The sequence below is a fragment of the Romboutsia lituseburensis genome (genome assembly GCF_024723825.1).
Lineage (GTDB): Bacteria > Bacillota > Clostridia > Peptostreptococcales > Peptostreptococcaceae > Romboutsia_F > Romboutsia_F lituseburensis_A.
Genome location: NZ_JANQBQ010000001.1, coordinates 1,614,885 through 1,639,065 on the forward strand (window position 1 = coordinate 1,614,885; position 24,181 = coordinate 1,639,065).

General features: G+C 27.8%; 25 protein-coding genes. 1 reads left to right on the forward strand and 24 read right to left on the reverse strand.

The annotated features are described in order from the left end of the window. The 22 genes from NWE74_RS07845 to NWE74_RS07950 all read right to left on the reverse strand — a co-directional run bounded on the left by NWE74_RS07845 (nt 1) and on the right by NWE74_RS07950 (nt 20,205). Nucleotides 1–927: a peptidase U32 family protein gene (locus tag NWE74_RS07845; RefSeq protein WP_258242661.1), complete on the reverse strand. Its 927-nt coding sequence runs from the start codon at nt 925–927 to the stop codon at nt 1–3. Then, entirely contained in the window at nt 920–1,588 is a 669-nt protein-coding gene (locus NWE74_RS07850) for an O-methyltransferase (protein WP_258242662.1), read from the reverse strand. The genes NWE74_RS07845 and NWE74_RS07850 overlap by 8 nt, the downstream gene beginning before the upstream one ends. A gap of 63 nt (nt 1,589–1,651) precedes the next feature. After that, nucleotides 1,652–2,716, reverse strand: coding sequence for an endolytic transglycosylase MltG (mltG, locus tag NWE74_RS07855; RefSeq protein ID WP_258242663.1), 1,065 nt, complete (start codon nt 2,714–2,716; stop codon nt 1,652–1,654). A gap of 273 nt (nt 2,717–2,989) precedes the next feature. Beyond that, nucleotides 2,990–4,315, reverse strand: a complete 1,326-nt coding sequence (locus NWE74_RS07860; RefSeq protein ID WP_258242664.1) for a pyrimidine-nucleoside phosphorylase — start codon at nt 4,313–4,315, stop codon at nt 2,990–2,992. A gap of 129 nt (nt 4,316–4,444) precedes the next feature. Further along, the gene (locus tag NWE74_RS07865; RefSeq protein ID WP_330666337.1) at nt 4,445–5,266 is read right to left on the reverse strand and encodes a purine-nucleoside phosphorylase; all 822 of its coding nucleotides are present in this window, start codon (nt 5,264–5,266) and stop codon (nt 4,445–4,447) included. Nucleotides 5,267–5,283: 17 nt separating this feature from the next. Continuing rightward, nucleotides 5,284–6,456: a phosphopentomutase gene (locus NWE74_RS07870; protein WP_258242665.1), complete on the reverse strand. Its 1,173-nt coding sequence runs from the start codon at nt 6,454–6,456 to the stop codon at nt 5,284–5,286. A gap of 23 nt (nt 6,457–6,479) precedes the next feature. Then, entirely contained in the window at nt 6,480–7,355 is an 876-nt protein-coding gene (locus NWE74_RS07875) for a tyrosine-type recombinase/integrase (protein WP_258242666.1), read from the reverse strand. Between the two features lie 11 nt (nt 7,356–7,366). Further along, entirely contained in the window at nt 7,367–7,972 is a 606-nt protein-coding gene (locus NWE74_RS07880) for a stage II sporulation protein M (protein ID WP_258242667.1), read from the reverse strand. A 61-nt stretch (nt 7,973–8,033) separates the two neighbouring features. After that, a complete protein-coding gene (locus NWE74_RS07885) occupies nt 8,034–8,564 on the reverse strand; it encodes an NUDIX hydrolase (RefSeq protein ID WP_258242668.1) in 531 nt (176 codons plus the stop codon). Then, entirely contained in the window at nt 8,539–9,633 is a 1,095-nt protein-coding gene (locus NWE74_RS07890) for a DUF3866 family protein (RefSeq protein ID WP_258242669.1), read from the reverse strand. Before NWE74_RS07890 ends, NWE74_RS07885 begins: the two co-directional genes overlap by 26 nt. Nucleotides 9,634–9,637: 4 nt before the next feature. Next, nucleotides 9,638–10,462, reverse strand: coding sequence for a glycosyl transferase (locus NWE74_RS07895; protein ID WP_258242670.1), 825 nt, complete (start codon nt 10,460–10,462; stop codon nt 9,638–9,640). A gap of 7 nt (nt 10,463–10,469) precedes the next feature. After that, nucleotides 10,470–11,162 (reverse strand): glycosyltransferase family 2 protein, encoded by a 693-nt coding sequence (locus tag NWE74_RS07900; protein ID WP_258242671.1) that lies wholly within the window; start codon nt 11,160–11,162, stop codon nt 10,470–10,472. 18 nt (nt 11,163–11,180) lie between these two features. After that, the gene (locus NWE74_RS07905) at nt 11,181–12,056 is read right to left on the reverse strand and encodes a copper transporter (protein ID WP_258242672.1); all 876 of its coding nucleotides are present in this window, start codon (nt 12,054–12,056) and stop codon (nt 11,181–11,183) included. A 16-nt stretch (nt 12,057–12,072) separates the two neighbouring features. Next, nucleotides 12,073–13,194, reverse strand: a complete 1,122-nt coding sequence (steA, locus tag NWE74_RS07910) for a putative cytokinetic ring protein SteA (RefSeq protein ID WP_258242673.1) — start codon at nt 13,192–13,194, stop codon at nt 12,073–12,075. A 136-nt stretch (nt 13,195–13,330) separates the two neighbouring features. Continuing rightward, complete coding sequence (locus tag NWE74_RS07915) at nt 13,331–14,641, reverse strand: CCA tRNA nucleotidyltransferase (protein ID WP_258242674.1); 1,311 nt, start codon at nt 14,639–14,641, stop codon at nt 13,331–13,333. A 573-nt stretch (nt 14,642–15,214) separates the two neighbouring features. Continuing rightward, complete coding sequence (locus NWE74_RS07920; protein ID WP_258242675.1) at nt 15,215–16,039, reverse strand: hypothetical protein; 825 nt, start codon at nt 16,037–16,039, stop codon at nt 15,215–15,217. A 98-nt stretch (nt 16,040–16,137) separates the two neighbouring features. Next, on the reverse strand, nt 16,138–17,109 hold the full coding sequence (locus NWE74_RS07925; protein WP_258242676.1) for a hypothetical protein: 972 nt from the start codon (nt 17,107–17,109) through the stop codon (nt 16,138–16,140). A 418-nt stretch (nt 17,110–17,527) separates the two neighbouring features. Beyond that, nucleotides 17,528–18,349: a phage antirepressor KilAC domain-containing protein gene (locus tag NWE74_RS07930; protein ID WP_258242677.1), complete on the reverse strand. Its 822-nt coding sequence runs from the start codon at nt 18,347–18,349 to the stop codon at nt 17,528–17,530. Between the two features lie 2 nt (nt 18,350–18,351). After that, complete coding sequence (locus NWE74_RS07935) at nt 18,352–18,714, reverse strand: hypothetical protein (protein ID WP_258242678.1); 363 nt, start codon at nt 18,712–18,714, stop codon at nt 18,352–18,354. Between the two features lie 336 nt (nt 18,715–19,050). Continuing rightward, nucleotides 19,051–19,629: a hypothetical protein gene (locus tag NWE74_RS07940; protein WP_258242679.1), complete on the reverse strand. Its 579-nt coding sequence runs from the start codon at nt 19,627–19,629 to the stop codon at nt 19,051–19,053. 37 nt (nt 19,630–19,666) lie between these two features. Next, complete coding sequence (locus NWE74_RS07945; RefSeq protein ID WP_258242680.1) at nt 19,667–19,903, reverse strand: hypothetical protein; 237 nt, start codon at nt 19,901–19,903, stop codon at nt 19,667–19,669. Nucleotides 19,904–19,947: 44 nt separating this feature from the next. Continuing rightward, nucleotides 19,948–20,205, reverse strand: coding sequence for a hypothetical protein (locus tag NWE74_RS07950; protein WP_258242681.1), 258 nt, complete (start codon nt 20,203–20,205; stop codon nt 19,948–19,950). A 1,395-nt stretch (nt 20,206–21,600) separates the two neighbouring features. On the opposite strand from NWE74_RS07950, the gene NWE74_RS07955 reads away from it, so the two are divergent. Further along, the gene (locus NWE74_RS07955) at nt 21,601–22,179 is read left to right on the forward strand and encodes a recombinase family protein (protein WP_258242682.1); all 579 of its coding nucleotides are present in this window, start codon (nt 21,601–21,603) and stop codon (nt 22,177–22,179) included. Between the two features lie 782 nt (nt 22,180–22,961). Here the strand turns inward: NWE74_RS07955 and NWE74_RS07960 are convergent. Both NWE74_RS07960 and NWE74_RS07965 read right to left on the reverse strand, forming a co-directional pair. Further along, on the reverse strand, nt 22,962–23,741 hold the full coding sequence (locus NWE74_RS07960) for a hypothetical protein (RefSeq protein ID WP_258242683.1): 780 nt from the start codon (nt 23,739–23,741) through the stop codon (nt 22,962–22,964). After that, nucleotides 23,731–24,090, reverse strand: a complete 360-nt coding sequence (locus NWE74_RS07965) for a hypothetical protein (RefSeq protein ID WP_258242684.1) — start codon at nt 24,088–24,090, stop codon at nt 23,731–23,733. The genes NWE74_RS07960 and NWE74_RS07965 overlap by 11 nt, the downstream gene beginning before the upstream one ends. Nucleotides 24,091–24,181: the final 91 nt, after the last annotated feature.

The window sequence follows — 24,181 nt, forward strand, 5'->3', positions numbered from 1 at the left end:
TTATATTTCATCATTTGGATTTTCTAAATAGAATCCTGATGTAAATTGTCTATTACTGATTTCATTTAATTCATCTAACCACACAGAATTAAATTTCCAATCTTGAGGATTTTCATAAAATTTATCTATCGCTACTCTATAAGCTTTAGTTACCCTCTTTATATATTCAGCATCTTTCATTCTTCCTTCAATCTTTAAGCTAGTTATGCCTGATTTTATAAGTTCTGGTATATATTCTACCATACATAAGTCACTTGAGTTAAATAAGAATGTTCCTTTTTCATCTTCATAAACAGGGAAGTATTCTCCTGGTCTTTTTTCTTCCATCAGTCTATAGGATTTTTTACTTATTTCTTTTTGTGCATTTTTACCTTTAATAAAATTACTTAATAAAGGTCTTCCAGAGTAAGATATAGTCATAACACCATGCACAAAAACTTCTATATCTAATTCAAGTGGAGTTTTAGCTCTAATTTGAGCAATTTCATCACAAGATAATTCTCTTGAGACAACAACTCTCTTTATGCCTTGTTCAAACCAAAACTTAGCAGATATATAGTTTGTAGTGTTAGCTTGATCACTTAAATGTATTTCCATATTAGGTATAGTATTTTTAACTATAGAAAGCATTCCTGGATCAGAAATTACTATAGCATCTACACCTAAGAACTCTAAGCTTTTTAAGTATTCTTCAATTTGATTAAAATCATCATCATGAGGTAGTATGTTAACTACTACATAAACCTTCCTATTATTTTTGTGTGCAAATTCAATACCTTCTATTAATTCTTCTCTTGAGAAAAGATTATTTATAGAAACCATTCCAAATACTTCTCCACCTATATATACAGCGTTGGCTCCGCTTTCAATATTAGCTTTTAGCTCTGATAAATCTCTAGCAGGTGCTAATAATTCTACATTATGCATTTATTTCACCTCTTTCAGCTTTCTTATAGCTAAGTGCTACTCCATCACCTATTGGTATAAGTGATGTATCTAAATAGTTACATGTACATATATAATCTAAGTAATTTCTCATTCTTTTAACAATAGTCTTTTTTCTTCTTATTACAAAATCATCATGTGCTACCATACCTTTGTATAATATATTATCTGATATTAATAGTCCATCAACCTTTAATTTACCTATAACCATATCATAGAATAATTTATATTGTCCTTTGGCTGCATCTAAAAATATCATATCAAATTCTCCAGCAACTTCTTTAAGCTTTTCTTCCGCATCGCCTTCTAAAATAGTTATATTGTTTTCAAGTCCAGCTAATTTTATATTTTCTTTAGCTTTTTCTATCATTTTTTCATTTCTTTCAACTGTAATTATTTCAACACCATCTCCTAAAGTAGATGCAAATAATATTGAGGAATATCCTATAGCACATCCTACCTCTAATATTCTCTTAGGCTTTTGTACTTTTAATAATACCTTTAATAATTCAGAAACTTCTTTGTGAACTATAGGTACATTATTTTCTAATGCGTATATTTCTAAATCTCTCAGTAAACCTTCTTTATCTGTTAATGTATTTCTTATATATCCTTCTACCAACTCATTTACTATATTACTCATTTAATTCACTCCTTAAGAGGCAAAAAAAATTAATGCTAATTTATAAAATTAATCTTTTTTTACTTATTCATTTATTTTATTGTTTTTCTGTTGATTTAACTTGTCTCTTTCATCTTTATATTCTTTTACAAATTTAAGATGTTCTTCATAATCTACGCTATAATTGTTCCCACCATTTATTTTGGCTACAAAATATAAATATTCAGTATCCTCTGGATACAATGTTGCCTCTATTGACTTTATTCCTGGATTAGAAATAGGTGTAGGTGGCAAACCTTTATTTTTATAGCTATTATATGGAGAATCTATTTTCAAATCATCGTATGTTACTATTTTTTTTCGTTGAGGAAATATGTATTGTATAGTCGCATCAGACTGTAATGGCATGCCTATTTCAACCCTATTATAAAATACACTAGCTATTATAGGTCTATCTTCATCTAATACAGCTTCCTTTTCAACTATAGATGCCAAATTTACTACTTTTTGCAGTGTCATATTTAACTCTTTTTGTCTTTTCTTTAATTTATCATTATATACATTATCAAACGCAGATAACATTTCTATTAGTATTTCTTTTTCAGAAAGTTTTTCTGTAAAGTAATAGGTTCCTGGATATAAAAAACCTTCTAATGAAACAATATCATTTTGTTCTAAATATTTAAAGTCATCATAAAATTCTTGTGGTTTTATTATTAAACTTTCATAAGTTATTTTATTTCCAAGTTTTTTATTAACCAACATAGTTATAATTTCTTTAGACGTAGATCCTTCAGGAATAGTTACTTTTATTCCATCTTGATATATTTTACCAGATATAAGTAAGTTAATAATATCGTTATTTGAATAAGACTGATTTATTAAATACTTACCTGCTTTCATTTTTGGTGAACTATTGCTTACTTTAGCTACAATTTTAAATAAAGTTTTATTCTTTATTAATTGATTTTCATATAATATTTGTGCAATTGTACTTGTACTCGAACCCTGTGGTATATCGATTACTATATCTTTTTTATTATTTTTATCATACGGACCTATTTGTATAAATATGAACACACCTATTAAAATTAATATTATAGCAGAGGATATTATTGTAAATTTCCACTTGTTTTGATTAAAATCCATAGGATTATCTACTCCTTGTACATATTTATATCCTTTATATTATAAATCTAAGCATAAAAATTTTCAATAAAATTGTCGAATAAATTTATTATGTACTATAAATTATTTAGATCTATAATTATTTATTTTGATATAAATATTATTTTATTTTTGAACTTTTATAATTTTTTAATCTACAATAGTTGATTTAAGTAAATTTAACTATTATAAATATTTTAAAATAAAAAAGTCTAACGTTATTTTTTACACGTTAGACTTTTTATAATCATTTTTTTAGAATTTTTTTATTTCATCCTTAGTTACAACCCCATAAACTAATTTTTTAGGTTCTACTTTCTCGTTAACAATCTTATATGCGGCTATAAATCTTTCTTTAGCTTGCTGTAATTTTTCTTCTTTATTTAAATGCATATATGCTAATATGTCACCTTCATTTACATAATCTCCAACTTTTTTAGTAAGTATTATACCAGCTGATAAATCTAATATATCTTCTTTAGTTTCTCTACCTGCTCCTAATATCATCGCTGATACTCCCACTTCTTCAGCTTCTATCTTACTTATATAACCACTCTTTGGTGATTTTATTTCCACTATTTTAGATGCAGTCGGTAATAAAGAGTAATCATCAACTATATTCTTGTCTCCACCTTGATTTTCTATAAATACTTTTAATTTTTCTAATGCCTTTCCTGAACTTATAGCTTCTCTAATTTTTTCTATACCCTCATCAAAATCCTTTGCCACTTTAGCTAAAACTAACATATATGCTCCTAATGTTTCACATAACATAACAAAATCTTTTGGACCATTTCCTTTTAATGTCTCTATTGCTTCTATTACTTCTAATGAATTTCCTACTGCAAATCCTAACGGTTCATCCATATCAGTTATCATACCTATAGTTTCTCTGTTCATTCCACAACCTATATCAACCATTGCTTTAGCTAATTCAAATGAATCATCTAAAGTTTTCATAAATGCACCATCACCAGTTTTAACATCTAGTAATATAGCATTAGCCCCTGATGCTAATTTTTTACACATTATACTTGCTGCTATAAGAGATATATTATCAACAGTTGCTGTTACATCTCTTAATGCATACATTTTTTTATCAGCTACAGCTATTGATGCTGTTTGACCACATACAGCAATTTTATGTTCATTTACAGAATCTATAAACTTTTTCGCTTCCATTTCTATAGAAAAACCTGGAATTGCTTCTAATTTATCTAATGTTCCACCAGTATGCCCTAATCCTCTACCAGACATCTTTGCTACAGGAGCTCCACAGGCAGCTACAAGAGGCGCTAATGCAATAGTTGTCTTATCTCCCACTCCTCCAGTACTATGCTTGTCTACTTTTATTCCTTCTATATCTGATAAATCTATTACATCACCAGACTTCATCATAGCCTCTGTAAGGTATACTGTTTCTTGCTTATTCATCTTATTTAAATATATAGCCATTAACAACGCAGAGGCTTGATAATCAGGTATTTCTCCCTTTGAATATTTTTCAACAAAAAAATCAATTTCAGCTTTAGTTAATTCTTGACTATCTCTTTTTTTCTTTATTATATCGTAAATTCTCATGACTTTACTCCTTAGTATTTTTATAATTTTTTAACTTTAATAAGCTTAATACTAATTTATCTATTAATATTAAGCCTTATTAAAGTTATTTCTATCAATTATATTTATTATATCTGTATTTCAATGTAATTATATGTTTTCAACTACACTTTTTACTAAACTTAAAAATTCACTTTTAACTTTTTGAGTAGTTTCTATAACTTCTTCATGATCAAGTGGTTGATCTAATATACCAGCTGCCATGTTTGTTATACAAGATATACCTACAACATTCATACCTGAGTGAGATGCTACTATAACTTCTGGAGCTGTTGACATACCAACTGCATCAGCACCTAAAATTTGAGCCATTCTAACTTCTGCTGGAGTCTCATATGTAGGACCACTAAAGAATGCATATACACCTTCTTGTATAGTCATATTTAATTTTTCTGCACAATCTTTTACTAAATCAACATATTTTTGCTTATATGCAGTTGACATATCTGGGAATCTTGGCCCAAATCTTTCATCATTAGATCCCATTAACGGATTATTTCCACTTAAATTTATATGGTCTTTTATAACCATTAAATCTCCTGGTTTAAATTCTTTATTTGCACCACCTGCTGCATTTGTTACAACTATTGTATCAACACCTAAAGCTTTCATAACTCTTACTGGGAATGTTATTTCTTGTTGAGAATATCCTTCGTAATAGTGGAATCTACCTTGCATAGCTACAACTTCTTTACCTTGTAAAGTTCCTATTACTAGTTGTCCTGCATGTCCTTCTACTGTTGATACTGGGAAGTTTGGTATGTCATTATATTTTATTTTAACAGGATTTTGTATTTCATCCCCTAATACACCTAATCCTGATCCTAATATTAACCCTATTTTAGGTTCTATATTACTTTTACCTTTTATAAATTCTGCACTTTCTTTTACTTTATCAAACATATTTTTCATTAGTTTTTCCTCCTATGCTATTTAACTATTTCTGTCTTAAAACTTTTTCCATGTTTAGGCATTTTTACATTTAATATATCAGCAACAGTTGCCCCTATATCAGCAAAGCTATCTCTTATTCCTAAATTTAGACCTTCTTTTACATCTTTTCCATATACAATAACAGGTATGTACTCTCTAGTATGATCTGTTCCCTTATATGTTGGATCGTTACCATGATCTGCATTTATTATAAGTATATCTTCATCTCTCATGTTCTCAATTATTTCAGGTATTCTTAAATCAAACTCTTCTAAAGCTTTTTTATAACCTAGCGTATCTCTTCTATGACCATATTTTGAGTCAAAATCTACTAAGTTAGCAAATATTAATCCTTTATTATCTTGTTTCATATAATTTATAGTTTGGTCTACACCATCCATATTATCATGAGTATGTATTGCTTCTGTAATTCCTTGTCCATTAAATATGTCTTCTATCTTACCTACACCTATAACATCTAAGTTTGATTCTTTTATATTGTTTAATACTGTTGGTTCAAATGGGTCTAAAGAATAATCTCTTCTATTAGAAGTTCTGCTAAAAGAGCCTACCTTCTCACCTATATAAGGTCTTGCTATTATTCTAGCAACAGCATTATCTCCCATCATTATTTCTCTAGCTATTTCACACATTTTATATAATTCCTCTAAAGGTATTATCTCTTCATGTGCAGCTATTTGGAATACACTATCTGCTGATGTATAAACTATAACATCACCAGTTTTCATTTGATGTTCTCCATACTCATCTAATATAGCTGTACCTGATGCAGGTTTATTTCCTACAACTTTTCTACCTGTCTTAGATTCAAATTCATCTATTATTTCTTTCGGGAATCCATTTTCAAATGTTTTAAATGGTGTTTCAACTAATACACCAGTCATTTCCCAATGTCCAGTAGTTGTGTCTTTACCTTGCGATAATTCACTACATTTTCCAAAAGTACCTATTGGAGCTTTAGTTCCTTCTATAAAGTCTGCTCCTTCTATGTTTCCAATACCTAAATTAACTAAATTAGGTATTTTTATGTCAGGATAAGTTTTTACTATATTTCCTAGAGTATTTACATTAGTATCTCCAAATTTTTCTGAATCAGGTAAAGCCCCGATTCCAACACTATCAATTACAATCCATATGACTCTTCTCATAGTTTGTCCTCCTTATTATTTGTCTACTTTCTAGGATGCTTTTCTTTTATTTCTCTTCTCATATTTTTATTTATATGATTTAAGTATGACTGTAAACTAGCTAAGTTTGCATTACCTAATATTTTACTAACTACAGCTATATTTGCCCCTTCATTTAATAGATGAATAGCAAATGAGTGTCTAAGCATACTTGGGTTTATGTTTTTATCTATGTTAGCTAAGCTAGCATGTTTTTTTATTAGCTTCCATAAGCCTTGTCTAGTAAACCTTTGCCCTAGAGAGCTTACAAAAAGTGCATTTTCACCTTCAACAGCTAACTCAGTTCTTGACTCTTTTATATATTTTTCTAAGTATAATCGTGTAATATCAGAAAGAGGAATAATTCTTTGATTTTTGTTGCTACTACAATATATATAGTCTAACTCTAAGTCTACATTATCTAAATTCATTTCTACAAGCTCTGAAACTTTGATTCCTGTACCATATAAGATTTCAAATATAGCTTTATCTCTAATTTGCTTAGGTGTATTTAATTTAGGAAATTTTAATAAAGCCTCCACTTCTTCCTCTGTTAATATATCTAAATCATTTTTTTCTATTTTTGGCTTTTTTATTTCTTTAGCTGGATTATTATTGCTCATATGGTTTAAAAATAAGTAATCATGAAAAGATTTAATAGAAGATATCATTCTAGATATTGTAGCTACTGATATATTATCTTTTTCAAGCTTTATCAAGTAACTAATAATATCATTTTCGACCACGTCATCTATATTTATATTTTTTAAAAATAAATACTCGGTGTATTTTTTTATATCTATAAAATATGATGAAACAGTATTTTGTGATAACTTCTTTTTATCCTTTAAATAACTTATATATTCCTTTACAACTTCCATAGTAAACTCCTTTATCTGACTAGGAACTTAATAACACCTATACTTAGCATATTTAATATTGATTGTAAGCCAACAGTTATAGCTAGTACAATTACTGCATTTAATGCATATCTTTGACATAAAAATAGTATATTCTCTCTTTTTCCTTTTTTCAACTCATAAATAATTTCTTTAAAATAATTTAATGAAATTAAAGTTAGTATAATTGCACCTGGTATGATTATTAAATTTTTGAATAATATTATGAGTATCATTTTTATAGACTTAACTTTTAATGCTAATATAGTACTATTTATAGTATATCCTATTGATAGACCTTTTAGCATAAATATTATTAATACTATCGGAAAAGTTATTACTAATAATGTACATATACCAATAGATGCCATAAACATTGTATCCGATTTTAAGTTTGATATTACAGCTTCTTTTAATCCACCTTTAGTACTATAATACTCGACAGCTGGATTAACATTTTCTATTATACTAGTTTGAGAACTTGGCCACATTTTATTTAAATATGTCCCAAGTATTATAAATGCTATAAATATAACTCCAATAATTATTATCTGTTTGTTTAGTTCTTTAAAATTATTTTTTCTATATGTTTTTCTCAAATTTATAACCTCCTCTTGTACCTTACAAATTATTATGTAAGAAAAGAGGAGGTTATTCCATTTATATTAATTCTTTTGCTAATAAAATTCCTATCGCAGTTTTAGCATCTTCTATTTCATTTCTTGCAATCATGCTCTGTACTTCCTCTAAGTCTATACTATACATTTCTAAACTTTCATCATCATCAAGTTTATTTTCTCCAGGCTTAAGACCTGTTGCCAAGTATATATAAATCTTTTGATTTGAGAATCCTGCAGAAGTATAAAACTTATGTATTAATCTTAGATTTTGAGCTTCATATCCTGTTTCTTCTTTTAGCTCTCTGATTGCACATTCTTTAGGATTTTCCCCAGGCTCAAGTTTTCCTGCTGGAATTTCCCAAATAACTTTTTCTATTGGTTTCCTAAACTGCTTGATTAATATAACCTCATTCTCCTCATTTATTGCAACTATTCCTACTGCACCACAATGTTCTACAATTTCTCTTTTTTGATAACCTTTGTTTTCAACTTCAACAGTATCTACTTTTACACTTATTACCTTTCCAGTGTATATTCGATCACTACTAATAGTCTTCTCTTCTACTACCATCACAAACCTCCGTTACATAATATGCTGCACTACTTGCTGCATCAAAGAACTCTTTATCTTGGTCATAGTTTCTTCCCATACTTCTAACTTTTAATCCAAAATAATCTAAGTCTTCTTTAGTACTGTCATTGTTTATGAATGTTATACTATGATTTTTTTCTAAATTATTATTATCTATTTGAGCTTTTATTAAATTTAATTTTTCATATTCATAATTAGTTATTGGAATATTTACATCTACATTAACAATATCCTTAAATACAGTTATACTGTGGTGTGATATACCTACATGTCTGTCCCTTTTATCAGAAAAACTAATCCTAGGTATTGCTATTGGATTCCCCTTAAGTTTTTTTATGGCATCTAAGATTGGACCTTGTTCTATGCCTGTAAATCCATATTTAGTACCTGTTCCTGCAATTCCAGGCCCCATACTAACAAATACACAATCAGCATCTAAAATTTCTTTAGCAGTTATTAATGCTGTATATATATTTATGCACTCATAATCGCCTCCAAAGGCATTTCCAATTGTTATTGTACTATCTATTAATCCTTTTGATTTTAAGGTATCTACATTTTTACTTAAATAAATTGGCAAAGCAGCCCCATCAGTCATTATATATACAAGTTTTTTATTTGGATTATTTTTTTTATAAGAAGCTACAAATGGCGTTAACATACTGTGAAGCGTACCAACAACTACAGGCATATTTTCTAAACTTTCAAATCCATCTATTTGTTCATGATACACACTTTCTTGCTCTTCAACTGAATCTACCTTAACCTGAAAAGGAGTATACCTTAGTTTCATTATATGACCACCTTCAGTTAAGTTTGATTCAAGATTATTTAAGTTAGCTATTACAAAGTGATAGCCTCCTGTTCCTAGACTTAACTCAACAGCAGTTGTATTTAAAACTACCTCATCTCCCACATTTATTTTTCCAGTCATTTTTGTATAATTGTAAGCTCTTTGTATTTCTCCATTTAAACTAACTCTTATATCATCTAAACCATTACTTTGGTCTACTATTGATTCTACAGTTCCTACTCTTTTACTTATCATAGGCTTACCTTCCTAACTTATCTATAAAATTCAAGAATTTATTCTTTTCTATTATTTTTGTTAACGAATACTTTTCTGTTAATATATGAATAAGGATTAAAAATACTAACCATCCTATTCTAATTTTCATTGAATATCCCATTATCACAAGCATACCTATAGATATACCTAATACATTAGAACCTGTATCACCCATCATAGCTCTAGCTTTTAAATCATAATTAAAGTATGCCAAAACATTCGGAACTATAAGTAATATCAATGATTTAACATAACCTGTTAAAGTTAAAAATAAAATAGTTGATATGCTTAAATACACTTTTATAGCTCTTCCTGGTCTTAAATCTAATAAGTTCATTAAATTAGTTGATAAAGCTATTATTAATGTATTTATAATTATATCGCCTATGTTTTTAGAAACTGCAATTGAAATAATTATACCTACAAATCCACCAAACAAAGCTTTGAATCCACCTGTAGTAAGACTTCCTTTTAATAAACTTTTAAAATGTCCTTTTAATCCACTTACATCTCTGTTCCCGATTATATCGTCTAATACTCCCGCAAAAAACATTGATATCAAACCGAATATAAACATAAACAAGTATAGTAAATTTTTATCTTGTTCTGTAAAAAATGCTAATATGATTCCATTTATAATTATCATAGGTAAAAATACTATTCCCATACTGACAGGTATCATATCTTTTTTATAGTTAGGCCTTAGAACATTACTCTCTATTAATAAGTTTTTAAATAGAGGTATTATAGCATATGTTCCAAGAAGCCCCGTTAATAATAAAATAATATCTAATATATAACTTTCCACTTAGATACTACCTCCATTCTTTCTGCTTCTCTTTTAGTACTTTCTTTATATGATAATATTGTTTACCTCTATGAATAAATCCTTTTAAGTCTCTACCCGTTTCACTGTGAGTCATATTAACTAGTACTTCTTTTATAGTATATCCTTTTTTTAGTATATCTATAGTCATCCCAACTTCTACACCATAGCCAAAAGGAATTTCATCAAACTTTGCTAAAACTTCTTTTTTAAATATTCTCTGTCCTGATAAAGTTGCATCTAACTCTACACCTGTCATATCTAAAACTGATTGCTTAGCTAGTCCTTTTACAAATCCTAAGCCGCCTTTTTTCTTAGCTGGCGGAAACTTTGCTATTATTACATCAGCTTCATTATTTAAAATTGGCTCTATTAGCTTTTTAACTTCATTAGATGAACTACCTAAGTCTCCATCTAAAAATCCTATTATATCTGCATTTTTCATTGCTATTTTTAAGCCATAGTTTAATGCATACCCTTTACCTCTATTTTTTTCTAATTTAAATACTTTTACTTTATCACTTTTTACACTTGAAGCTATTTTAGCAGTGTCATCACTTGAACCATCATCTACTACTAAGACTTCATTTATTTCTTTTATGCTCATAACATTTTCTAGAGTATCTTTTATTTTACCAGCTTCATTGTATGCTGGTATTATTATACTTATATAAGGATTCATGTTATTTCTCCTTCTCTATTATTTCTTTTCTGGGAATAATGTACTTGCTGTTTCTAATCTGCCAAAGTTTCCTGTTATTCCCTTGTCATTTAATAATATTACTAATGACACTTGTCCTATTCCTTCGTCTACGTTATCTATATTAGCTACTTTATTTTTAGAATACATATCTACATAAGAAAACTTAGCATTAGTTTGCTGAACTCCAACTAAGCTTTTGTTCTGTTCTTTTAAGCTTGCTATTAATATTCCATCTACTTCTTTAAACTTTTTATCATCTACTTTAGATTCATTTCCTCCAGCTAAAATAACTGATTCACAATTTGAAAATTCATCTGAAATAGAATTAACTTTTATAACCTCTAAACTTTGAAGTTCTTGTAATTTGCTTAACCCTTCTTGAGACGCTAAACATTCAGATATATACTTCACTAAATCTTTGCTACTTTTTAATTCTAAGTTTAATTTAGTTGAAACTTCTTGTAATTTTTCTTTATTTTCAACATTGTTATTTAGTACTATATTAAAAGCTACTGAGCCATTTGCTTTAGTTATGATATCGCTTATTTCAGTTGAATAGTCATTATTTTCATTAGTTGATATTATTCCTATATTTTTTTCTGATAAAGTATCTGCTATTATCTTGTCTTTATTTTTATTTATTAATTCTACAGCTTTATCATAATCAGCAGTTAAAGTTGATAAACTTTTTTCTAAATTATCATTTGTTGTTTTTAAATCCTCAAATTTGTTATCTAAATCACTTATAATGTTAGCTTGCTGCTTGCTAAGTTCTTGATCATAATTTAAGTTAAACCCAACTAGCATACCAATTCCTAATGCTATAAATATAGCACCAATGCTAACAATATAATATTTCATATTTATATGCATTTTTTTCCTCCTAAATTTACATCTGTAATAATAATCTAATTTTCAAGTCCATTAAATGTACAAATTGTCTAACACTTGGTAAAAATGATGCTAAAATTAATATTGGGAATAAAGCTGTAACTATTAAAGCCCATATATATTTCATTTTTAATTTACTTCTGTATAATAAGTTTACGCCTTTAGCATCAATTAATTTTGCTCCTATTTTTAATCTAACTAAGAATGTACTTGCCATTCCTTTTCGTCCTTTTTCTAAGAAATCAATCATATTAGAGTGAGTCCCTAGAGCTACTATTAACTCTGCTTTATATTCATAAGCTATTAACATAGCTATATCTTCGCTCGTACCTGGTGCAGGGAAAACTATAGCCTCTAAACCTAAGTCTTGTACTCTTTTAAGTCCTGGTGCTCTTCCATCTGTATATGCATGGACTATTATTTCTCCTGCTTTTTTCAAGGCTTCATCGCTTACACTATCCATATCTCCAACAATTACATCTGGAGTATAACCAAATTCAAGTAAAGCATCCGCTCCTCCATCTACTCCAACTAAAATTGGTTTCATTTCTTCAATATAAGCTAATATAGTACTTAAATCTTGCTTATAGTCTTGTCCTCTTACAACAATTAATACATGTCTATTAGCATAATTTGTACTTACCTTTGGTATTTCAATTTCGCCTAATATAAATCCCTTTTCTTTTTTAGCATATTCAATAGTATTATCTATGAATCTATCTAATTCTACAGCTAAATTTTCATATGCTTTTTTTAACTTAATACTTACTTCTTCTCTTCCTAAGACTTCACCTTCTCCTAAAAGTTCTCCGTCTCTATATATTTTTCCATCTATAACTTCTATAATTTGACCTTCTGATAATTTATGAAATAATTCTTCTCCTACATTATCAATTATAAGGACATTTTTTTCAGTTAAAATTCCCGGACCTTTATTTGGATATCTTCCACTTATAGAAGGTGCCGCATTTATAACTAATTTAACTTTACCTTCTACTAAAGAGTTTGCAGCTACTTCATCAATATCTATATGATTTATTACTGCTATCTCTCCACCTGTAAGTCTCTTCGCAAGCCTTTTTGTTTTTCGGTCTACCTTAATAGGTGCTTCGACTCTCATATCTTAAACCTCCGATATCATTTTTAAAATCACATTACATTATAGCATTATTTAACAATAAAAGAAATGTTTTAAAGTTGTTTTAACTATTTAGATAAAACTTAACACTTTATGCCTGATTTTATTTTTATAATAATTATAATTCTTTCACCATATTTATTAGGTCTTTTTTATTATTTAAATTAGGATTTTTTATAACTTGTTGCAGTAAATCATTTAACTTTATTCCTATTTCTGATCCTGAGTATCCTAACTTAATTAATTCTCTACCATCTATTTCTAAACCTCTTATAGTATAACATTCTTTATTTTTTTCTACATTATTTATTTTATTTATACATTCATCTATTAAAATACATTTATTAAAATATATTAACTCATTTGATATATCCAACATATTCTTATAATATATTTTTTTCAATATAAGTATAGTTATACAATTTTCCATACCTATTTTATTTAAAATTTTTTTAATTTTTACTTTATTCATAGTTTCTTCTTGTATAAACATGTATTCAATTAACTGGTTGCAATAATCAATAATCTTATTTGAATATTTTAATCTATTTACAATACTATTTATTTTTATTTTATTTTTATATTTTTTGAACTGTTCATGTTGCTTATTTATGTTATTTATTCCTCCATTAGCGGTCAAATATTCTAATAACAATAATCTCTCTTCTATTTTATAATTACACTTTGTTATTATAGGTAAATTTTTACTTAAATAATCATATTCATTTTTATTAAACTCATCATATATATTCAAATATTTAAATATGTTACTTTTATATAATAAATCTATTTTTTCAGGATGATTACTAAGTATAATTTTATTTAATTCATCTGTAATTCTTTCTTTACTTATATTTTTGATTAATTTAGAGTTTTTATATATACTCATTAATGTATTTTCTTCTATCTCAAATCCTAATTTGCTACTAAATCTTATAGCTCGTATTATTCTTAATCCATCTTCATTGAATCTTTCGTCAGGATTGCCAACTGTTCTTATTAACTTTTGATTAATATCTTTTATTCCTTCAAATTCATCTATTAACCCTACTTTATAGTTGTATGCCATAGCATTTATTGTAAAATCTCTTCTTTTTAAATCTTCGATAATATTTTTTGTAAATTTTACTTCTTTAGGCCTTCTATTATCTTCATATTCACTTTCAATTCTATAGGTAGTTATTTCATAAATGTTATTATCTATAACAATTCCTACTGTACCATGTTTGATTCCATTTGTTGTAGTTTTAAAATTATTAAATATATCAAGTATTTTTTCTGGATTTGCGCTTGTAGTTATATCATAATCATTAGGAGATATTCCTAAAATAAAATCTCTTACACATCCACCCACTATAAATGCTTCATATCCATTTTCATATATTGTATCTATTATAAATTCAACTGTTTTTGGTAGATTTATCCTCATCTTTAGGTTTCCTTTTCTATCGTATATATGATTAATCTTATATATATAAATTAACCATTTTTCTAATTATATAATACAAAAAAATAAGCCTTCTTATTCTGAGAAGGCTTATTTTGATAATTATATAATTATTTAACCATACTATGTTCTAATCTTAATTTATCAGCAATCATAGCTATAAACTCAGAGTTTGTTGATAAAGACTAGTTTTCCTTAACAGTATGATTAATCTATTGTATGTCAGTTATAATGCTAGTTTGATTGCTTTCTAGCCTGTAATTTCATCTATAAATCACTATCAAATAAAGTCATTTTACAGACTTTCTTAGTTGGTTTTCTCTCTACTTATTTGTTGCTATATTTAATATACTTATAATATAGCATTTTACATGCTAAATATCAAGTTATTATTAGTGATATCTACTAGATATCTATATCCTATACTCTACCTATCATTTATATATTTACATATAAATAGAAGAAAAAAATATATATAACATATCAAAACATTGTAATACACAGTACTATAGTGCATTTTTATAGGTAATAAAAATTAACACCACATTCTCTAATTTAATCTTTAAAATAACTTTCCATAAACTCATAACTTATGTTTTTATGTATCTCTTTAACTTTCTGTTTTTGGTTTACTATTTTTTTTATACTTTTATTTAAAATAATATCTATATCTTTTAGACAATTATCTACATCACTGTCTGATATAAAGTCATCATTAAAGCTATCTTCTATTATTCCTACCATATTAAATAATGAGCTAATATATGATAGTTCAGACTCTAAACTATCATATTTAAACTCTTTATATCTAGTAACATATCCTTTTAATTCCATAAATTCTTTTAGTTTGTGTAAATTAAATTTAAGTTTTTCAATAGAGTCTCTAAGATTATCAATTTGTATATTCTTCATATTTTCTCTAATAATATCTAAACTTAACTCTTTATTTGGATATATTTTACATACATCTACTTCTATATTAATATCATTAAAGTCAATATCTTTAAATGATGTCATAAGAAGTACTTCTATTCTACTGCATTTAATTTGTGATATAACTGATTTCAAATCATTATACATATTAATATATAATTTCTCATACTCAAAGTAAAACTCTCTTCTTAAGGTTTCTTTTACCTTAAACTTTTCCTCTTCTTTATATAATTTAACAGTATCTTTACTTCCTTTTTTTGAGCCTATATATGTTGCAATAAGAGTTACTATAAATGTCATAACACCATTTGCAATTACCTCTGTTGCTATTGTCCTATGTCCTGGTTCATCTGCTATTGATATCATCCCACTTATATTTAAAGGATTAATTATCTCTTTATTTTCTAACATATAATTTATAAGTTGTATTATTCCATTGCCTTCCATATAATTATTTATCTCTCCTCATGCTTATCTAAACACTCCCTAAGTTGTATATCTATTTTTTACCTCATCATAGCTTAATAAGTCTAAATTTATCATATCTAAATATCTTCTTTTCCTTTTTCTCTAATTATCTTATCAATCAATTTTCTATTTCTCTCTCTTAATCCTCTTATACTTCCATCTTTCACACTAGGCTCATTATCATCAATTATTTTTATTATTTTATTTCTAAATACTAAAAAATCTACTACATCATATCCTAAAGCATCATTTCTTAATAAATTAATCCAATTTATTACATTCTGTATGCTTTTAGAATCATTCAAACAATCTAAGTAAGACACCCAATTTTCATCATATATAATGATATTAAGATTTAAGGATCTCTGTTCAATCAATTCATTAAACTCTATTTCTAATCTGCTTCCATATCTGTTTTTAGGAAGTAGACTTATACTTTGTCCTCCAAATATAATAGCTTTTATTGCAAACTCAAACATATCATCATATTCATCATTTGAAACCTTTGCCATAACTTCTCTTACCTTTTCACATACTACTTCTTCTTCATCCATATATACTAATGTCCCATAATTATTACTCATATCACTTAGAACTTTTACTATGCCTGAAGTTTTATTAACAGTACACTCCAATAAATTAAACAGCATTGTTCTCTTATGTTTTTCTTCTTTTTCCTTTTCTTTATTAACACCTAAATAAAATGCTCCATATGTACCTATAATACCTATTGATGCTCCTATAAATCCAAAGAATCCCCCTATAATAGTTGCAAATGTTGTTATAAGTGTATTTCTATCTAACCATCCCCATTCAACACTAGGAAGAAATATGCTCAATTCTAAAGCAATCAATAATATAGCTAGCATTACCAATGTTAATACAGTCAATATATCAACCATCTTTTTTACATTACCATTAGTTATTAATTTTGTTACTTTATTATATAAACTATTATCTTGCTTTTGAGTCCAATATAAAATGCCTACTCCCCCCATTATAGCAACTAGCAAACCTATGCTTATCAGTATTAATTCCATGTCACCCATATTTTCCTCTCCTTCTATTTTACTGATATATCTTACTTACATAACAAGATATATAATAACTACCTTTCTTTAGTTAAAATAAATCTATTAACTTTATTATGATACTTACTGATGTTAGAACAATAGCAGTTATTAATAAAACTCTATCTATTTTTTTACTCATATAATCCCTTCTCCTCCCTTATACTGTACTTACTATTATAAAACAAAAGGATCTAGTTTTAAACTACCCCTAATAATTCTACATCTATTATACTCTCTATCTCCTCTATACTAAACTCTGGATGCTCCTATAGGTAGTCCTGTAGATACATAATTACATAAAAAATAGAGCAGACTATTAATCTGCTCTGTTCACTATTCTATTTAAATTATTAGAGTGACTCCTAAAGTTTGGTAGTCTTTTGTTTTGTTTACATTAACTATATTTATCTTTATCCTTTTTATAGTTCTTCCTTATATAATCTATACCATATGAAGTAACTCTAGTTTGTGTTTTCCATTCATTAGGAACAATAACCATAACTCCTTTTTTTACTGCAGTACTGGTAGCCATATTATGATTAGTTAGTAGTCCTACATTCTTTAAATAAGGTATTAACTCCTTTTGTGGTTTAATTCCTAACATCTTAGCACAGGTAGTTAAAGTATAAGTATTATCTGTATCTATAAACTCCTCATAAGCCTCTACTTTAGGAGCATCTGCCTGTATTTGTTCTAATAATGGTAATGTAGCCTCTTTAATCTCTATCTCTGATAACTGCTTACTAGCTACTATACCATCTTGACCTCCATTGTATATAGATAATAACAGATTAGCCTTTATCTGCTCCTCTGAGTTAATAACTGCTCTAATAGTAAAATATTCATCTATTAACCTGTCCATTATCTCCCACTTTTTATCATTAGAGTTATCCATCATAGACACTAATTTAGTATATCCTCTTTCTGATAGTAGGTAGATATTATTTGTCTTTGATATTTGCATATTAGTAAAACCTAAATTGGCTAATTGTAAACCCTCACAAGGTTTACTTTTTAAATCTATTAAATCATTCATATCAAATCTACCTATATTGTTTTTTATCAAATCATTTATTTTATCCAGTCTATTGCCATGTATATCTGCTATATCCTTAGCTAGTACACCCTTTTGACCTTTACCAAATCCACCTTCTATAACTGGAACATCTACACCTAATATATTTTTTATTCCTAATACTTGGATATTATTACTCATAGCTATATCTCCTCCTCTATATACTCTGCCTCATTCTCTATATAATCAAAAAAATCTGCTTTACTCATGCCAAACACTTTTTTAATAGATGTAGTATTCATTTTTTTATAACCCCTTTGTATTCCATACTCATCTACATGCTTACATTCTATCCAGATAGATGTTACATTATTATTAGTTATAAATATCCTGTACTCTAATCCATCCATAACTAAATTAATAATCCTTTTAGTATAAGTTTTCTCAGTATCTAATATTAATTTTAAATCTGGTCTATTTTCTCTCTGCTCTCTTAATATACCTTTTGCATCCTCTATAAATTTCTCTAACTGCCCTACTGTTAAATTACTTAAATAGTTACTCATATTCTTATCCTCCAGTTATTTTATATTAGTTAAAACTGGAGGGGATAGAGGCTCTCTGTCCTTCTTTAATCTCCCTCACTTATGTTTTACTTATTTTACATACAGAAATACATGGAGGTTATAGAGTTGTTACTAAATCTATAACATAATTTATTAACCTTTAATAATCTGATCTATATATTTATAATGTAGATAATTATATATCTTAAAATATTGACCTCCTCAGAGCTATTTTAAGCCTTTTTAAATATAGTTCCTTTATATTATATCCTGTAAAAATAGACATAAAAAAAGGAGCAGACATCTATTTATTAGACATCTACTCTGTAATATTTATTACTCTGCATAATTTAAATAAAGTCTACCTCCACCCATGTTATGAGAGTCTTTGATTTCATTTACACCACTTATATGAGACATACTCATATATATACCTTTTGTGTGTAATACCTCATACATACTAGTATTATAGCTACTTGTTAGTTGCTCCATATCTTTATATATAGAAATTAACTCAATCAGTGTTTTATCAAAGGCAGTTAATAAAACATTTAGATTATTGTTGTACTCCTCTTGAATCTCTGTTCCTATAGTATCCTTTATATTCCTACATATAGAGTCTTTAAATCCCTCTTTGTCTGCATGTGCTTTTACTTTGTCTCTCTCTAATTGTAGTATTAACTGTGGTAACTCTTTTAATCTAGCTTGATTTTTAAAGTACTCATCTCTATTAAAAGATGTTATCTTATTTGCAGTTAATTTTAACTCCTCATACTCTGCATTTAATGTCTCCAACTCTTTAGACATAGCCTCTATAACATCAATGTCATAATTATCTAGAGCCTCATATAATTTATTTTGATGCTCCTCTGCTAACTTTAATACTACCTTTTTAGATTTAAATGTTTTACTCATAATTTTATTATCTCCTTTAGTTTAATTTATTTTATAATTAGTTGTTTTGTGGTCTTATAACCTCTTTAGTAACTGCCTCATATCCCTTTGACAGTAAATAACTCATAGAACCTTTTAAGTCCTCATTTATTTTAATATCACTATTTATTTTATTTTCTATAGTCTTACTTGTTCTATATACATCTGCCATAGTGCTTAAAGTTTCTTTTCTTTGCTCCCTTTGTTCCTGTATTTCTATTTGCTTGTCTGTTTGCTTGTAAACTTCTTTACTCATAATTTTATTATCTCCTTTTATTTAATATAATTAATACAGATACACTACAAGAATATATCTGTTATAGTTTTTAATATTTTAGTTTTATTATGGTCTGGTAAAGGTCTATGTCCCTTCTCATAACTGTTATAATTAGAGGCATATACTCCAGACAGTAAACATATTTTATTTTTAGATACTCCCAGTCTCTCCACTATCTGGATGCTCTTTTTAACATCTCCCAGACTAACTGTATCTCTTAACTGCTCTCTATCCTGTTTTAAATATTTATTTAACTCTTTGATAACTGCTCCCCCTCTCATTCTCTGACCCTATGCCTTAATGCTCTGATTCATTTTCTTTATCATAAATAGTAAAAATAAATTAGAAGGACATTATTATAAAAATAATATCCCCCAGATTATTAAACAAAAAGAAAATAAATTTGACATTAAACAAAATAAATAAAACCAGAGTTTTAATTTAGAAAATAAATTAGTTTTACAGGGCATTAATAAAATGCTCCTATATGTTCCTATTAATATAGGTAGCTACCTAATTAAATGGCAACTACCTAACAAATAAGTCATAAATAAATTGTGATGAATAATGATAGTGTAGGAGGAGTTGATAGATTGCTCCCCTGTACATTAATAGATACAAAGATTATTTGTAGATGTTACTTTTTTCTCATACATAAAGGCATTTAATTAGCCCAAATGTCAACTTGTAATCCCAAAAATTTAAAAAAATTGTGAGAAAATTTTTATAGGGTTTTCATTTATTAATTTATGAATTTCCTAGATGTGGGGGTATGCATTATTTTACAGTCATTTTACAGATTTATTGTCTTTATATATACAGGATGTACACAGGATAATTACAATGACTTACTTATATTATCAATAGTTAAAAATGATACATATTTGTTTAATAGACTTGTCTCCAGACCCAGAGGGGTAGCCTCCCCACCCTGTCCCCCTAGTCTCTCATTCTCTTACTTTTTCTCTGCTCAATTCTTTATATCTTAAATGCTTTATTTTATATTTTTTTATTATTTAACTGTTTTGTTATGCTATTCTGAGCATCTCATAGCTACCCTAGTACCTCTCTGTCCTATCCCTAGCAGTTTATACCTGTTATAATTACTATCTCTTATATTGTCTCTCAGAGCCTTATATTATCATATATTATTATAGTATCTATATATAAACCTCTCAGAGCCTATATAATAGGAGTGGTAATAGTAATGATGCAATTACTCTAGTTAACACTTAAAACTTCTTATATTATCTCCTAGAGCATCACAGAGGTATTATGTGAGGGGCTTATTAAACATATAGGGCTTTAAAATGGAGACCCTAAAAAGAGGGGGGTATTTAAAATTAATGGGGGAGTCCTTAAAACTGTGGCATCTTAAAAGATAGATGGGGGGGTATTTAAAATTTCCATAATACTACTCCTTTACAGATATAGATAACATATATCATTTATCTAGGTTACAGGACTATTTACAGACAGATATTATAGGATATTTCTGTTACCTCCTTTACAGACATATTTACTATAGTCATATGCCTAACTGTATTCAAAAGTTAACAGTATTGACTACACTTATTACATGTAGTATAATCAATACATACAAGGTAGTCAAAAGATATAGTCAAAAGTAAATGCAAATATAATATATTAAATTAGGAATATAGGAGATATTACAGATGATAAAAGGATATTGTAGAGTTAGTAGCAGAAAACAATTAGAAGGATATGGATTAGATGCTCAAAAGACAGAGATATTATCTAAGTATCCAGATGTAGAGATATATGAGGAGCAGTACACAGGAACTACATCAGATAGACCAGTATTCAATGCTCTAATGGACTCTCTAGAGTCTGGGGATACCTTAGTAGTATCAAAGTTAGATAGATTAGCTAGAAATACAGTAGAAGGTATACAAACAGTAGAGGGACTGTTTAAAAGGGGTATATCAGTACATATATTAAATGTAGGACTTTTAGAGGATACTCCTATGGGTAAATTCTTCTTAACTACACTATTAGCAGTAGCAGAGATGGAGAGAGCCACTATTATAGAGAGAACTCAGTCTGGTAAGGAACAAGCAAAGCTAGACCCTAACTTTAAAGATGGTAGACCTAAAAAACATTCTAAAGAGCAGAGAGAGATGGCTCTACAATTATTATTATCTGGGGAGAGTTATTCTAAGGTAGAGAAGAAAACAGGAATATCTAAAAGTACATTACAAAGATTAAAGAGAGAACATAGTAGAGAGGCTTAATTATATACCTCTCTTTTTTGTTGTATTTAGTTGTTGCAACATGTTTAATTAACTTTCTAGACATTCCAGAGGCTCAGACCCTGTAAAACTTTTCTGGGGTTGCCTCTAGAGTGTATTTTTTGGATTATCTGTCTTTATCTGTACATCTGTGAGCCTGTGGGAGCCTGTTTAAGAACCTGTAAAATATCCTTAATAATTTATACTTTATATATATCTATTCTCATACAGAGCCATACATAGGTAAACATTATTTACTTTAAGCCTTACAAAATGTAGGGTCTAGGGGATAGTTATAACACAGGTACATAACAAAATGATATAGACCTCAGAGCCTACCTTCTACCAGAGTTGACCACTCCCCATATAATATATACTGTAAATAACTTTATACATACAGAGATACATACAGACTAGAGGATTATATGACTGTTATTACTGCCCTAACTTATCTAACTATATTAACTTATCTATCTTTATATATAGTTTGTTATCTATATTGTTATATCTATGTTTTAATTTATGTATAGTTGTAAATCAATTTATTGATTTGCAGTATAACTGTATAATAGTATAATAGTATAATAGTATAATAAGGATTACTCTCATGCCCCTTTTTTAGATGCTTTTAACACATTTTTAGCATGTTTTTACACAGTTTTTAATTATTGTAATTTATCTGTGTTTTAGTTTCTGTAACATATAAAAACCTGTACCAATATTTAAAACAAATTGCCTAAAATACATAAAAAAGAGGACTAATTAAAGTCCCCTATCTACTCTAATTACTGATATATATTTCTGTATTTATTAACTGTAATTATGGATACATCCCCTAAAATAGTATTCTGTTTATATGCTAATAATCCCTCATCTATTAAAGGTTTAATATAGTCTCTAACATTATTATTATTAATGTCAGAGTAACCAACTCCCTCAACTAGATATTTATTTTTTATTCCCTTTAATGATTTGTAGTTACAATGTATTAAGAAATATACTAGCATCCTAAATGTAATCTCATTTACTTTAGTTCCTAAGTTGATCAACTTTAACAGTTTCATGTAGGAGCAGTTTACAAATACATCTTTACCCTTATAAGAGTCTGTATAGTTATAAATAAAGCTACCAGAGGTATCCTCAGTTAATATAGATGCCTTTTTTAACTCCCTCAACTTTTTATTAAAAGTATCATTAGACATATTAAAAATGTGCCTAACATCTCCTTTGATAACCTCCTTACTTACTGTCCATGTATATATTTTTTCTGGCTCTCCAGTTTTATCATCTATCCTATCTGGAGACTCTTTAATATCTACATCACATAGACAGGCTATTATAGAAATAAGTCTATAATCTATTTTCCTATTTAATAAATTATCTCCAGATGGTAGAGGTATTTTGTACTGTTCTCCTCCAGATGCATCTATCTCTATTAAACCTGTAGGAGAGAATATAGATGAGTCAGAATCATCCTCTTTTTCCCTGTTCTCCTCCTGTAACTTGATAACATACTCTAGCAAAGTATTAAGGTCTAGTTGTAATAACTCATTTTTAGTATACATCTATGCCTCCCCCTATATCTAACCAACTAGGTCTATTTTTTCTTGCCCAGTCTTTAAAATCTATAATATCATTAGACCTTTTAAAATAGTCTTTAACATCCCAGATACATCCTTCTTCATATAAGTCCCCAGTTATCCCTCTATTATCTGTATGAGTTAATCCATAGCAGATAGAAACTTGTCCCCAGTCCTCACATTCCTCATATAGATAGCACTCTTTTTTAAAAAACTCATCATAATACCTTTTAGCAGATGTAAAACTTTTAAAAGTTATAAACTCTGATATCCCTCTAGGTGTAGTAAACCATATCTCTACTTCTTTTCTTACTTTATTATTCTTATTAGCCATATTAAAACTCTCCTCTTTATCCTTTATTTTAGTTAACACAGATGTACAACTCTCTTGTTTATTCTCTAGATGTCTTATTAATCTGTATTAC